Origin of the sequence: Burkholderia sp. FL-7-2-10-S1-D7, from assembly GCF_001524185.1 — a bacterium.
Classification (GTDB): Bacteria; Pseudomonadota; Gammaproteobacteria; order Burkholderiales; family Burkholderiaceae; genus Burkholderia; species Burkholderia diffusa.
This window is the reverse complement of sequence record NZ_LOWY01000034.1, coordinates 1-13075: the sequence shown is the minus strand read 5'-3', so window position 1 is coordinate 13075 and position 13075 is coordinate 1. Positions and strand designations below refer to the sequence as shown.

11 protein-coding genes are annotated in these 13075 nt (G+C 68.8%); 6 read left to right on the top strand and 5 right to left on the bottom strand.

Annotation, left to right across the window (positions count from 1 at the left end; all coding sequences use genetic code 11):
* Positions 1 to 98 precede the first annotated feature (98 nt).
* Together WS75_RS15030 and WS75_RS15025 are read left to right on the top strand one after the other, a co-directional pair.
* Positions 99 to 773, top strand: coding sequence for a MarC family protein (locus WS75_RS15030; protein WP_059681191.1), 675 nt, complete (start codon positions 99 to 101; stop codon positions 771 to 773).
* A 227-nt stretch (positions 774 to 1000) separates the two neighbouring features.
* A complete protein-coding gene (locus tag WS75_RS15025) occupies positions 1001 to 1981 on the top strand; it encodes an aldo/keto reductase (RefSeq protein WP_059681190.1) in 981 nt (326 codons plus the stop codon).
* A gap of 49 nt (positions 1982 to 2030) precedes the next feature.
* Here WS75_RS15025 and WS75_RS15020 read toward each other — a convergent pair whose 3' ends face one another.
* The 3 genes from WS75_RS15020 to WS75_RS15010 form a co-directional block, all read right to left on the bottom strand.
* Positions 2031 to 2897, bottom strand: a complete 867-nt coding sequence (locus WS75_RS15020; RefSeq protein WP_059681189.1) for a CPBP family intramembrane glutamic endopeptidase — start codon at positions 2895 to 2897, stop codon at positions 2031 to 2033.
* A gap of 72 nt (positions 2898 to 2969) precedes the next feature.
* Positions 2970 to 3626, bottom strand: a complete 657-nt coding sequence (locus tag WS75_RS15015) for a VC0807 family protein (RefSeq protein WP_059681188.1) — start codon at positions 3624 to 3626, stop codon at positions 2970 to 2972.
* A 213-nt stretch (positions 3627 to 3839) separates the two neighbouring features.
* Positions 3840 to 4904: a 2,3-butanediol dehydrogenase gene (locus WS75_RS15010; protein ID WP_059681187.1), complete on the bottom strand. Its 1065-nt coding sequence runs from the start codon at positions 4902 to 4904 to the stop codon at positions 3840 to 3842.
* Positions 4905 to 5467: 563 nt separating this feature from the next.
* On the opposite strand from WS75_RS15010, the gene WS75_RS15005 reads away from it, so the two are divergent.
* Positions 5468 to 5950 (top strand): DUF3331 domain-containing protein, encoded by a 483-nt coding sequence (locus WS75_RS15005; protein WP_059681186.1) that lies wholly within the window; start codon positions 5468 to 5470, stop codon positions 5948 to 5950.
* 23 nt (positions 5951 to 5973) lie between these two features.
* Here the strand turns inward: WS75_RS15005 and WS75_RS15000 are convergent, their stop codons facing one another.
* On the bottom strand, positions 5974 to 7173 hold the full coding sequence (locus WS75_RS15000; protein WP_059681185.1) for a GNAT family N-acetyltransferase: 1200 nt from the start codon (positions 7171 to 7173) through the stop codon (positions 5974 to 5976).
* A gap of 161 nt (positions 7174 to 7334) precedes the next feature.
* On the opposite strand from WS75_RS15000, the gene pdxR reads away from it, so the two are divergent.
* Positions 7335 to 8807, top strand: a complete 1473-nt coding sequence (gene pdxR / locus WS75_RS14995) for a MocR-like pyridoxine biosynthesis transcription factor PdxR (protein ID WP_059681184.1) — start codon at positions 7335 to 7337, stop codon at positions 8805 to 8807.
* A 47-nt stretch (positions 8808 to 8854) separates the two neighbouring features.
* Here pdxR and WS75_RS14990 read toward each other — a convergent pair whose 3' ends face one another.
* Complete coding sequence (locus WS75_RS14990; RefSeq protein WP_059681183.1) at positions 8855 to 10108, bottom strand: MFS transporter; 1254 nt, start codon at positions 10106 to 10108, stop codon at positions 8855 to 8857.
* 131 nt (positions 10109 to 10239) lie between these two features.
* On the opposite strand from WS75_RS14990, the gene WS75_RS14985 reads away from it, so the two are divergent.
* Positions 10240 to 11115, top strand: coding sequence for a LysR family transcriptional regulator (locus WS75_RS14985; protein WP_059681182.1), 876 nt, complete (start codon positions 10240 to 10242; stop codon positions 11113 to 11115).
* Positions 11116 to 11353: 238 nt separating this feature from the next.
* On the top strand, positions 11354 to 12946 hold the full coding sequence (locus tag WS75_RS14980) for a trypsin-like peptidase domain-containing protein (RefSeq protein ID WP_059681181.1): 1593 nt from the start codon (positions 11354 to 11356) through the stop codon (positions 12944 to 12946).
* The last annotated feature ends 129 nt before the right edge of the window (positions 12947 to 13075 follow it).

The following is a 13075-nucleotide window of genomic DNA, read 5'->3' as shown; positions in this document are numbered from 1 at the left end:
CCCGGGGCGCGATTTGCGTCGCGGGCGCGGGCGCTTGCTCTACAATGCGTGACCCCCGGCGCGCCGCCGGCCCAGCCCTGACCGCTTCTTCGCTTCCGATGATCGTCAATCGCCTTATTTCCGAGATCCTGTTCGGCTTCACCGGCCTGATCGGCATCATCAATCCGATCGGCATCGCGTTCCTGTTTCTCGAGCGCACCGAGGCGCTGACCGAGCACGAGCGGAACCTGCTCGCGAAGAAGGTCGGGTTCAACGCGTTCATCGTGTTGCTGGTCGCGTTCTTCGTCGGTACGCCGGTGCTGCATTTCTTCGGGATTTCGATGGAAGCGCTGCGGATCGGCGGCGGCTTCGCGGTCGCCGTCGCGGGCTGGCAGATGCTGAACGAGCCTGACGGCCCGGCGGGCGGCGGCGATACGCCGATCAAGCCGATCAATGCGAACGCGATCATGACCCGCGCGTTCTTCCCGCTGACCATGCCGCTGACGGTCGGCCCCGGCTCGATCGCCACTGCGATCGCGCTGAACGCGAACCGCACGCACAAGCTGTCGGAGTTCATGCTGTCGAGCATCGTGTCGATCGCGGTTTCCGCGCTCGTCGCGGTCGTCATCTGGCTGACCTACAGCCGTGCCGCGCTGCTCGCCCGCTATCTCGGCACCGAAGGCACCAAGATCGCGAAGCGCGTGTCGGCGTTCCTCCTGCTGTGCATCGGCGTGCAGATCATGCTGACCGGCTTCTCCGAATTCCTGCAGCCGCTCGCCGACCAGATCAAGTAACTTCGTTCGTCATGCGACGCGCAACCCGGGCCCGAGCGACGTGTCCGGGCTGCGGGGGTGCGTTCGTCCGTCCGGCCCTGGCCGGCAGCGCGAGCGCACCGATACGCGTTTGCGCGCCGCGGGATACCATGCGACGTCCGGCGGATGCATGCCCCGGCGTTCGCGCCCGGCGCGGCGAACCGGGGCGCGCATCCGGCCGTCACCCCACTTCAATGACGAGGCGCGCGATGGAATACGTGAAATTCGGGTCGACCGGGATGGATGTGTCGAAGCTGGTGCTGGGCTGCATGACGTTCGGCGAGCCGTCACGCGGCACGCATCCGTGGACGCTGCCGGAAGCGGAAAGCCGCCCGATCATCCAGCGCGCGATCGAGGCCGGCATCAACTTCTTCGATACCGCGAACATGTATTCGGACGGCACGTCGGAAGAGATCGTCGGCCGCGCGCTGCGCGACTTCGCGAAGCGCGACGACGTCGTGATCGCGACCAAGGTGTTCTACCGGATGCGGCCGGGGCCGAACGGCGCGGGGTTGTCGCGCAAGGCGATCATGACCGACATCGACCAGAGCCTGAAGCGGCTCGGCACCGACTACGTCGACCTGTACCAGATCCACCGCTGGGATTACGGTACGCCGATCGAGGAGACGCTCGAGGCGCTGCACGACGTCGTGAAGGCCGGCAAGGCGCGCTACATCGGCGCGTCGTCGATGTTCGCATGGCAGTTCGCGAAGGCGCTGTATACGTCGAAGCAGAATGGCTGGACCCGCTTCGTCAGCATGCAGAACCACCTGAACCTGCTGTATCGCGAGGAGGAGCGGGAAATGCTGCCGCTGTGCGAGGCCGAAGGCGTCGCGGTGATTCCGTGGAGCCCGCTCGCGCGTGGCCGGCTGACGCGCAACTGGGACGAGTCGTCCGGCCGGCAGCAGAGCGACGACGTCGGCCAACGGCTCTACGACGCAACGGCCGATGCCGATCGCGCGATCGTCGAGGCCGTTGCGGCGATCGCCGCCGCGCGCAACGTGCCGCGTGCGCAGGTCGCGCTCGCGTGGGTCGCGCACAAGCCCGGCGTCACCGCACCGATCGTCGGCATCTCGAAGCCGCATCATCTGGACGATGCGCTCGGGGCACTGCAACTGAAGCTGACGGACGACGAAATCGCGGCGCTTGAAGGCCCTTACGTGCCGCACGCGGTGGTGGGCTTCAACTGATCAACCGCGCGAAATCGGCGGGCCGCCGCCGCCTCGTCGCGCACGGCGTTCAGCGCGCGGCGGCGAGCATCGGGTAGGTGAACAGCCCGAAGTGGATCGCGTTCACCCCCGCATGCGCGAGCGCGGACGCGAGCAGCCCGCCGCGCCGCCAGGCGAGGCCGTAGCCGAAGCCGGCCACCGTGCCGAGCACGATCCAGGGCCAGCCGCCGGCCGCGTGCGCGGCGCCGAACAGCACTGCGGCGATCGCAAGCGCGGCCCATGGCCCCCACCCGAACCGTCCGAGCACGCGCGTGAGGCCACCCTGCATGTAGCCGCGGAACAGCGCTTCCTCGGCGAGCGTGACGAGCAGCACGTTGTTGACGAGCCACATCCAGCCCGACGCCGGCCATTTCGGCGCCCAGCCGACCATCCCGAAGGCGAGCGCGCCGGCCAGGCAAGCCGCCGCCGTCGCGACGGCCGCCACGGCGCCTGTGCGCAACGCGCGCGCCAGAGGGACGTCCGGCGCGGTCCACGGCAGCACCCACAGCAGCCACAGGCCGACGAGCGGCTTGTCGAAATTCAGGTACATCGTGAACGGCACGGCATCCGGCGTGAAACGCGTCGGCTCGATCACGCGCGGATTGTGGAAGCCGGGGATCAGGTGCAGGGTCAACGCGATCGCGAGTGCGGCAAACACGACGTGCGCGCCGATCCGCACCGCGAACGGACGGCCCGGCGCGACGCCCCAGGCGGCGGCCACGAGCAGCGCGATCGGCGCGAGCACGATCGGCTCGAGCTTGCCGAACGCCAGCGCAGCGGCATAGCCGAGCGCGGCAAGGGCGATGCTCAGGACATGCAGCGGGCGCTGCCACGCGAATGCAGCGGCCGCGAACAGCGCGATCCAGATCGTGGCACACGGGAGAAGCGAGAGAGACATGGGGCGATGCAGGGCGGGACGAAACGCCGCGCATCATACCTTAGCGGCTGTGACATGCCGCGGGGCGGGCAGTCAGCGGCCGGCGATTTCGGTGACGCCGTCGCGGCCGGGGATGTCGACGCGGTTGCGCTCGCGCATTCGCCGCCGGTACCAGAAGGTCCACAGCAGCAGCGTGCCGAACACCGTGTAGCCCATGATCGGCGACACGACGAGCACGCGCTCGACGGGCCATGTGACGACCATCCACAAGCGCAGCAGCATCTCGAGCGTCATGCACGCGCCCCACACGAAGGTCATCAGCCGCAGCATCTGGCGCAGCCCCGGCTGCTCGGCCCAGACCGCCTCGAAACGCGCGGCGCCGCCGGCTGTCTCGCGGGCCACCGTCGCGCGCGCGAGATAGAAGATCAGCGGACGATCGCGGAACAACGACAGCAGGAACACGACGCCGATCGTGCCGGACGCGAGCGATTCGCGCATCAGCAACGTGCGCGGGCTGCCCCCGAGCGCCATGCCGGCGATCGACAGCGCGATGCCGAGCAGCACGACGGCGGCCACCGCATCGATGCGGCGGGAGCGGATGAATTCGACGACGGACCAGACGATGGGCGGAATCGCCGACGCATACAGCGCGCCAGTTTCGCCGAAATACGGATGCGCCACCCGGTAGGCGACCCAGGGCAGCAGCAGGTTGACGACGAGTTCGAGGATCAGGCCGGCTCGTGGTTTCACGGAAGCGGGTGCGCGGGCGCGCGGGGCGGTGATGTCGCTTCGAGTATATCGAAGTCCGACCCCGCGCGCCCGCGCCCGGGGCCGTTGTGCGTGCACGGAAAACGGGCGGGAAGATGTGCCGGCCGGGCGTCGCGGTCGCGACAGGGTTGGCCCGGCACCGTTCGGCGCCGCGTGGATCTGGCACGCGGCGGTCATCGGCCGGTCCGCGGTTCGTCAGGCGGTCGCGGGCTGGACGATGATCTTCACGTTCCGGTCCTTGTGGTTCACCAGTTCCTCGAAGCCATGCGTGACGATGTCGCCGAGGGTGATGCGGCCGGTGATCAGCGGCTGCACGTCGATGCGGCCGTCCGCGATGAAGCGGATCACGTCCGCGAATTCGCCGTTGTACGCGAGTGAGCCGATCACTTCCTTCTCGGTCGACACGATGTCGAAGAAGTTGAACGACGTCGGCTCCTCAAAGATGCCGACCATTACCGACTTGCCGGCCTTGCGGATCACGTCGATCGCAAGCTGCGCGGTGGCCGTGTGCCCGATGCACTCGAACGACACGTCGGCACCGTAGCCGCCCGTCAGCGCCTTGACTTCCGCGATCGCGTCGGACGCCTTCGGGTCGATCACGACCGTCGCGCCGACTTCCAGCGCCTTCTGCTTGCGCGCGGCCGACATTTCCAGCGCGATCACGCGTCCGGCGCCCGCGGCCTTCGCGCACATGATCGTGCACAGGCCGATCGTGCCGGCGCCGACCACGACGACGGTCTGGCCGACGATGTTGCCGGCCTTCTTCACCGCATGCAGCCCGACCGCGAGCGGCTCGATCAGCGCGCCGGCCTCGGTCGGGAAGTCGTCGGGCAGCTTGTACAGCAGTTCGGCCGGCACGTTGACGAATTCGGCGAACGCGCCGTTGTTCATCAGCCCGGTGAACGCGAGGTTCTCGCAGATGTTGTACAGCCCGTGCCGGCAATACCAGCAGGTGCCGCAATGCTGGCACGCGTCGGCCGTCACCCGCTCGCCGACTGCGAAGCCCGTCACGCCGGCGCCGAGCGCCGCAATTTCTCCGCTGAATTCGTGGCCGAGGATGCACTGTCCCTTCAGGCCCGTCAGCGGATGCGGCGCGTCGACGGGGATGAACACGGGCCCGGCGACGTACTCGTGCAGGTCGGAGCCGCAGATCCCGCACCAGTGCACGCGGATCTGGACCCAGCCGGCCGGCGGATGCCCCGGAACGGGAACCTCCTCGACGCGGATGTCGTTGCGGCCGTGCCAGACGGCGGCCTTCATGCTGGGAGCGGTGTTCGGTGCCGGTGTACTCACGTTGCTGTCTCCGTCAGGTTGTTGTCGGACGCGCGGCAAGGGGCCGATGCATCCGTCGCGCGATTGCGCGAGCGACCGACATGCAGGAACGGGGCCAGCCTGAACGGGCGGCCGGGTGGTGACGGAGCCGGAGAGGTGGTGTGCGGTGCAGCAACTGGCCTTTCGCCGGCATGAGGGCGTGCAGAGCGAATCGCGCATGAAATTTGCTGCGCTTGCGACGGGCTGGGGCGGGTGAGACACCGGGACATTCGTCTCAGCTGATTGAGACGAAACGCGAGACGCGTGGCTGGGTGGCCGCGCCCCAACCACCGTCGTGCCAGCCCATTGTGCCGATCGGTGAAACGCATCGTTGCGCGCACACCCCCTTTACTTGAAGTCAAGTTCAATTTGTATCATCTGCGGCAATGTCCGATCGCATGCGTGCGCGACGGTGGCACCGGAGGCGGCGCATGACCGAATCGGCCGGCGCTGCTGCGCGAAGGGCCGAGCGCGGCGCGGCTCGTTTCAATCTTCACTTAAGGTCGTCCAGCATGCCAAACTTCATCGAAAGCCTGATCTGCGGGTACGTGTCGCACCACATGCTGGTAGCCGACGAGCGGGAAGCGATGCCGCTGCCGGCAGAGGTCGGGATGGCCCAGCCGTCGGAGCGCGCCGGTCGTGCGTCATCTCCGGAGCCTGTCGCACCTGGCGTTTCACCGTTGCGGCCGCAACTGTTCGTGTCGGTTCTGGAAGCTGGCGACGACGGCTTGCTGGTGCGCTGGAGCGAAAGCGGGCGCTGCCATTACGGCGAGCAACGCTGGCGCTTGCGCGTCGCGTTGCAGGCGGGCCGCTGCGCGATCTCGGGGCAGGCGATCGAACCGGGTGAACCGGTGTACCGGCCGATGCGGCGGCCGGTGCCCGTCAACGGCGACGAGATGATCCACCCCGCGTCGGTGCCGCCTGCGGCCGGCGCCGCGCGTCACGTTGCACCAGCCTGCGGCGAGGCGACGGATCCGGACGATGCCCTGGGCTGAGCGCGACCGGTTGCACCCGCGCGTTACTTGAGATCTTTCCGGTACTGAATGAACCCCGCGTTGGTTGCGAGCTTGTCGTACAGCGCGCGCGCGGTCGTATTGGTTTCGTGCGTGAGCCAGTACACGCGGCTCGCGCCGGCTTCGCGGGCCCGCTCGTACACGGCCTCGATCAGCGCACCGCCCGCGCCTTGTCCGCGTGCGTCTGCCGCCGTGAACAGGTCCTGCAGATAGCAGTACGGCCCTTCGGTCCAGCATGAGCGGTGATAGATCGCGTGCACGATGCCGACCAACGTGCCGGACGCATCGAAGGCGCCGAGCGCGAACATCGGTTCGGCGGGATCCATCAGGCGCGCCCACGTCGTCGCGAACACGGCGTCGCTCAGCGCGGTCTCGTAGAACCGCTGGTAATCCCGCCACAGCGGGCGCCACGCGGCTTCGTCGGCGGCGACGAGCGGTCGGACCGTGACGCGCGTCGCGTCGTTCGCACGGCTGGCTGCGTCGCGCGCACGCGCCCGCGCGTGGCGGATCGCAACGAGCGACTCGCGTTGCGCACCGCTGGCGTGGAAGTTTTCCGGCGCGAGCCAGGATTCGAACGCGGCGCGCACGTCCGGCCATTCGCCGTCGATGATCGAGAACCATGCCGTGTCGCGATTGCGGCCCTTGTAGATGATCGCCTGCCGGAATGTGCCCTCGTAACGGAAGCCGAGCCGCGCGGCCGCCTTGCGCGACGGCTCGTTGAGATCGTCGCACTTCCACTCGTAACGGCGGTAGCCGAGCGTGTCGAACGCGTACTTCATCAGCAGGTACTGCGCTTCCGTCGAAATCGGCGTGCGCTTGAGCAGCGGCGAGAACGTGACGGAGCCGACCTCGATCACGCCGTTGGCCGGGTCGATGCGCATCAGCGCGAGCGTGCCGACCGCGCGGTTCGTCGCGCGGTCGATCACCGTGTAGTGCAGCGGATCGGCGCTCGCCGCCGCGCCGCGCGCGTAGTCGCGATAGCTCGACTCGTCGGCGTACGGCCCGTGCGCGAGATAGGTCCAGTCGCCGCCGTCCGGCGCCTGCGCATATGCGGCGTACAGGTCGGGGGCATGGCGGTCGGCGTCGAGCGGTTCGAGGCGGCAGTAGCGGCCCTCGAGCACGATGCGCTCCGGGCGCGGGCGCGCGGACCAGTCGGGAACGGGGTGGCCGATGGGCTGCTGGAAGTCGTTGGTGAGCGTGGACAAGGTCGATCTCGCTTCGGTTGGCGGCCGGCGACATGCCGGCATGCAGACGATCGTAGTCCCGGCGAGGTACCATGAGAAGCGCCAGACGGTAGCAAATTTATGGTGCCACGAAGGCGCGACGATGGCGCCATGCCCCGAGACTTCCACGCCGCGATATTCCGATGACGACTGCCATTCCCTCCGGCGCCGCGCCACTGCTGCAGCTCGACGCGCCGCTCGCGCGCACCGCCGGCGCGCCTTCCTTGCAGCGGCAGTTGCTGCGCCGCGTGCGCGATGCGATTCTCGGCGGCGCGATGCCGGCCGGCACGCGGCTGCCCGGCACGCGTGCGCTGGCCGAGACGCTCGGCGTGTCGCGCAACACGACGGCGGCGGTCTACGAGCAGCTCGTCGCCGAAGGCTTCCTGCAATCCGATCGTCGCGGCACGCGCGTGGTCGGCCTGTCGCGGCCGGCCGCGCCTCGTCGGCGGGCCGCACCGCCGGCCGTCGCGCAGCGGCTCGGCCGGATCCGTCCGAGCCTGATCGGCACCGGCGAATCGGACGGCTTCCGGCCGGGCGTGCCCGCGCTGTCGCATTTCCCGGTCGATGCGTGGCGGCACGCGATCGACCGCGCGTTGCGCCGCGCCGGCCGCGACCTGCTCGCGTACGGCGACCCGCTCGGCGAGCGCGCACTGCGCGAGTCGATCGCGCGCCATCTGGCCGTGACGCGCGGCGTACGCTGTGATCCCGAGCAGATCGTGATCACAGAGGGCGCGCAGGGTGCGATCGCGTTGTGCGCGCAACTGCTGACGAACCCGGGCGACACGGTCTGGGTCGAGGAGCCCGGCTATCGCGGCGCGCGCACCGCGATGCAGGCGGCCGATCTCGACGTCGTGCCGATGCCGGTGGACGCGGAGGGGCTGCGGGTGGAAGACGCGAACTGGCGCGAGCGGCCACCCCGGCTCGTCTACACCACGCCGTCGAACCAGTTCCCGACCGGCGCGGTGCTGTCGATCTCGCGCCGGCTCGCACTGATCGACGCCGCACGCCGGCATCGCGCGTGGATCATCGAGGACGATTACGACAGCGAGTTTCGGCATACCGGCGAGCCGATCGGCGCGTTGCACGGGCTCGCGGCCGACTCGCCGGTCGTCTATCTCGGCTCGTTCAGCAAGACGATGTTTCCGGCGTTGCGGATCGGTTTTCTCGTGCTGCCCGACGCGCTGCTGGCCGCGGTGCGGCCGGCGTTGCCGGAGATGCTGCGCGGCGGGACGCGCCACGTGCAGCTCGCGCTCGCCGATTTCATCGAGACGGGGGAGTACGGGCGGCATCTCGGGCGGATGCGCCGGCTGTATCGCGACCGGCGGCGCTTGCTGCTCGCCGCGCTGGACGACGCGTTCGCCGTGCCGCATCAGGTCGAGGGCGGCCCGTGCGGGCTGCATCTGGCGCTGCGGCTGCCGGCACGCTATCGCGACCGCGCGATCGTCGACGCGGCGCGCGTGCACGGGATCGGGCCGTTTCCGCTGTCGGGATTTTCGATCCATGCGACGTCGGCGGCCAACGGGCTCGTGCTCGGGTTCGGCAATACGTCGGCCGATGCGTTCGCGCCGATGCTGCGGACGTTGTCGACGATCGCGCATCGGGTCGCGGGCGATTGAGTCGCGTCGCCGCGCATTGCCGGGAGGCGCAGCGGGCGCATCGGAACTTACCGCACGCGTTCCTCGCGCATGATCCGGTAGGCAGCCGCCAGGCCGAGCACGAGCAGCACCGCGACATACGCGGCAACCGCAGACCACGCGCCGTGTTGCCAGAACGTGCCGCCGACCGAGCCCAGCACGCTCGACCCGAGGTAATAGGCCAGCAGGTAGAGCGACGCGGCATGCCCCTTCGCGGAACCTGCAAGGTGGCCAACCCAGCCGCTCGCGACCGCATGCGCGACGAAGAAGCCGATCGTGATCAGCACGATCCCGACGATGATCGCGACGAGCGAATGCGACAGCGTCAGCGCGAGGCCGGCCGCGAACACGAGAATGCCGCTGATGAGGACGGGCGCGCGCCCGAGCCGATCGGCGAGTGCGCCGGCGCTCGATGAAGACACCATCCCGAACAGGTAGGCGCCGAAGATCAGCCCGCATGCGGTCGCGCTCAGGTTGAACGGCGCGGCCGTCAGCCGGAACCCGGCGTAGTTGTACACGGTCACGAACGCACCCATCATGAGGAAGCCGACCGCGAATACGAACGGCAGCCGTGCATGATGCAACTGCGCGCTCCACAGCCGCAGGTGGTGACGCACCGTCAGGTCGGTTCGCTTCACGAAGCGTCGCGACTGCGGCAGCAGCATCACGAACGCGACCGACGCGACCAGATCGACGATGCCGATCGTCAGCATCGCGGTGCGCCAGGAGAAATACTCCTCGAGCGCGCTCATCCCGATTCGCCCAATCATGCCGCCGAACGCGGTGCCACCGACATAGAGACCCATCGACAGGCCCAGCCCGTCGGCGGCGATTTCCTCGGCGAGATAGGCCATCGCGACTGCCGGAACGCCACCGAGCGCGAAACCTTCGAGCGCGCGCCAGATCAGCAGCAGGTTCCAGTTCGGCGCGATCGCCGAGAGCACGTTGAACAGTGCCGCGAGCGTCATCGACGCGAACATCAGCCCGCGTCGGCCGAAGCGTTCGGACAGCGCGCCGGCGCACAGGATGGAGACCGCCAGCATTCCCGTCGACAGCGACAGGGATAGCGAGCTCGAGGCCGCGCCCAGGTTGAACTCGCGCGCGAACGCAGGCAGCAGCGGCTGCACGCAGTACAACAGCGAGAAGGTGGAAAAGCCGGCCAGGAAGAGTGCCAGTGCGATGCGCTTGTAGGCCGCCGAGCGGGGCGACACGCCGGCGGGCAGCGCATCCGGCGCGGCGCTCGGGGCGCGCGCCGCGGCGGACGAAATCGCGGGATTCGACATGGTATGGACCCGATGGGCTGGGGAATAGCCGAATTCTTGCGCACGATCATATATATGTCCAATATATGAAAGTAACCATAGCAATACCTTTAACGAATGGCTAGATCGCCGTTTCCGTCGACCGAGATCACATGGAACTTCGACATCTCCGATACTTCCTGGCCGTGGCGGCCACGTTGAACTTCACCAAGGCCGCGGAGGCGCTCGGCATGGGGCAGCCGCCGCTGAGCCAGCAGATCAAGGCGCTCGAGAACGAACTCGGCGTGGAGTTGTTCAGGCGGACCGCACGCGGTGCCGAGCTGACCGTTGCGGGAGAGGTGTTCGCGGAAGAGGCGCGGCGCGTGCTCGACGATGCGGAGCGCGCGGCGCGGGCGGCAAAACGGGCCGCGCGTGGGGAAATCGGGCAACTGCGGGTCGGTTTCACGGGGACGGCGGCCTTCAATTCGAAAGTGGCCGACCTGATTCGCCGCTTTCGCGAAGCGTTTCCGGATACCGACCTGACGTTGCAGGAGGCGACCTCCGGCGTGTTGCTCGAGGCGCTGGAAGCCGGGCGGCTCGATGTCGCGATCGTGCGTCCGGAGCGTCGTATCGCGGACACGTTGCGGGCAGCGGACTGGGACGAGGAGCCGATGTTCGTCGCGATGCCGGACGCGCATCGCCTCGCGCAGCGGCGTCGGATCGATCTGGCGGAACTGGTCGACGAGGCGTTCGTGCAGGTGCCGCGCGAAGCGGGCAGTGCGCTGTTCGACGACATCGTCGCGGCGTGCAATGCCGCCGGCTTCCAGCCGCGCATGGAGCAGCCCGCGCCGCAAATCGCGTCGGCGGTGACGCTCGTCGCGGCCGGGCTCGGCGTGTCGATCGTGCCGAAGGCGATCACGCAGGTGCGGGTCGCAGGCGTCGTGTATCGGCAGGTCGCGGGCAACGGGCTGCGCGCAAGGCTCGCGATTGCGTCGCGACGCGACGACCCGTCGGCGGTGGTGCGCAACTTTCTGCTGCTGGCCGGGTAGCGCGGGACGCACGTCGTCGTGCGCATCGCCGCGGTAGCGGGTGAATATTCCGATTGACGAACCGTGAACTTTGCCCGAAACGAACGCTGTCGCGGCTCCGCCGTCGCGTGACGACCCGGCATGCGGGTTTCGATTCGTATGTTCCGGATGCTGCTTGGACTATAAATGGAGGGGTGTACCGGTACTTGTCGGGCGCCCGCGCGTGGGGCGGCGCCGCGACTGCCGGGGGAGGTGCACCGTGGTTCGCCAGACGCTTGCTCGCGCCGTGCTTTGCACCGCGTTGATCGGGGGCGTATTCGCCTCGTTCCTATCGCTAACGCTATCGCCAGCTGTTGCCGGAACCGTCGCACCGCCCCCCCCACCGCCTGTCATGAAGAACCGGCTCGCCGCATCGCCTCACTCGATGCCGGTCGACTTCCCGGCGATCGTCGACCGTTACGGCCCGGCGGTCGTCACCATCATGACCGCCGCGCCCGACCAGCAGGCCGGTGGCCCGTTCTTCGCGTTTCTCGATTCCGACGATCCGCTTGCCGCGTTCTTCCGCCGTGGCGGTCCGCCGGCGTCCGCACAAGGTCCACTGGCGCCGGCGCCCGATACGTCGCCGCGCACGCTGTCGGGCAGCGGCTCGGGCTTCATCGTCAGCGCCGACGGGCTGATCCTCACGTCCGCGCATGTCGTCGACGATGCGACCGATGTCACGGTGCGACTGGCCGATCGTCGCGACCTGAAGGCGACGGTGCTGGCCGTCGATCCGCAAAGCGACGTCGCCGTGCTGCACATCGACGCGACGAAGCTGCCGGTCGTGCGCATCGGCGATTCGTCGAGGGTGCGCGCCGGCGAACCCGTGATGACGATGGGTGCGCCGGACGGCTCGGGCAACACGGTCACGGCCGGCATCATCAGCGCGACGTCGCATGCGCTGCCGGACGGCAGCGCGTTTCCGTTCTTCCAGACCGACATCGCGGTCAATCCCGACAACTCGGGCGGCCCCGTGTTCAACCGCGCGGGCGACGTGATCGGCATCGCGGTGCAGGTCTATACGGGCGCCGACCGCTATGCGAGCACGACGTTCGCGATTCCGATCGCGCTCGCCGTGAAGGTGCGTGCGCAGGTGCAGGCGCAGATCCGCGCCAGTGCGCAGGCGCAGCGCGTGTCGTCCGGCAACGCGCTGGGCGTCGACGTGCAGGACGTCGGTGTCGGGCTGGCCGCTGCGTTCGGCCTGCCGCGTCCGGCGGGCGCGCTCGTCAACGGCGTCGATCCCGGCTCGCCGGCCGCCGCGGCCGGCGTGAGGCCCGGCGACGTCATCGTGAAGTTCGGCGATAAGCCGATTGGCCAGTCGGCCGAACTGAACGACCTGGCCGCCGCATTGCCGCCAGGCGCAAAGGCGCCGCTGCGGCTGATCCGCAACCGCGCGCCGATGATGCTGACGGTCACCGGCGCGGCGACCGGCGACGCGATCGACAACGCGAGTGCGACGGGCAGCGCGGTGGGCACGGTTGGCGCGGGAACGGTTGGCGCGGGCGGTGCCGCCGGCGTCGCGATGGCGGCACCGCGGCCGGCTGGCACCGGCGATCGGCTCGGGCTGACGATGCATCCGCTGAGCGACGCCGAACGGCGTTCGACCGGGCTCGCCGTCGGGATGATGGTGGATGCGGTGCACGGGCCTGCCGCGAACGCGGGCATCCGTCCGGGCGACGTCGTGCTCGAACTCAACGACACGCTGCTCGAAACGCCGGACGACGTGCAGTCGCTCGAAGCGAAAGGCGGTGTGATCGCGGTGCTGATCCAGCGCGAGAATGCGCGGAAGTTCGTGTCGGTGCGTGCGCGGTAGTGGGTTGAGGGGAGGGTGGGAAGAGTGTTGGCGTTCGGCCAGATTCGGTCAGTCGACCCTCGTTGACAGTTCGAGATACAGAAGCCGACGAAGGTGTCTCCCGACGGATGCTTCCTGCTTAAAAGCCCG

Excerpts from the sequence above, each read along its gene's own strand:
- WS75_RS15030 (WP_059681191.1), top strand. The coding sequence starts at position 99 with ATGATCGTCAATCGCCTTATTTCCGAGATCCTGTTCGGCTTCACCGGC.
- WS75_RS15025 (WP_059681190.1), top strand. The coding sequence starts at position 1,001 with ATGGAATACGTGAAATTCGGGTCGACCGGGATGGATGTGTCGAAGCTG.
- WS75_RS15020 (WP_059681189.1), bottom strand. The coding sequence starts at position 2,897 with ATGTCTCTCTCGCTTCTCCCGTGTGCCACGATCTGGATCGCGCTGTTC.
- WS75_RS15010 (WP_059681187.1), bottom strand. The coding sequence starts at position 4,904 with ATGAAGGCCGCCGTCTGGCACGGCCGCAACGACATCCGCGTCGAGGAG.
- WS75_RS15005 (WP_059681186.1), top strand. The coding sequence starts at position 5,468 with ATGCCAAACTTCATCGAAAGCCTGATCTGCGGGTACGTGTCGCACCAC.
- pdxR (WP_059681184.1), top strand. The coding sequence starts at position 7,335 with ATGACGACTGCCATTCCCTCCGGCGCCGCGCCACTGCTGCAGCTCGAC.
- WS75_RS14990 (WP_059681183.1), bottom strand. The coding sequence starts at position 10,108 with ATGTCGAATCCCGCGATTTCGTCCGCCGCGGCGCGCGCCCCGAGCGCC.
- WS75_RS14985 (WP_059681182.1), top strand. The coding sequence starts at position 10,240 with ATGGAACTTCGACATCTCCGATACTTCCTGGCCGTGGCGGCCACGTTG.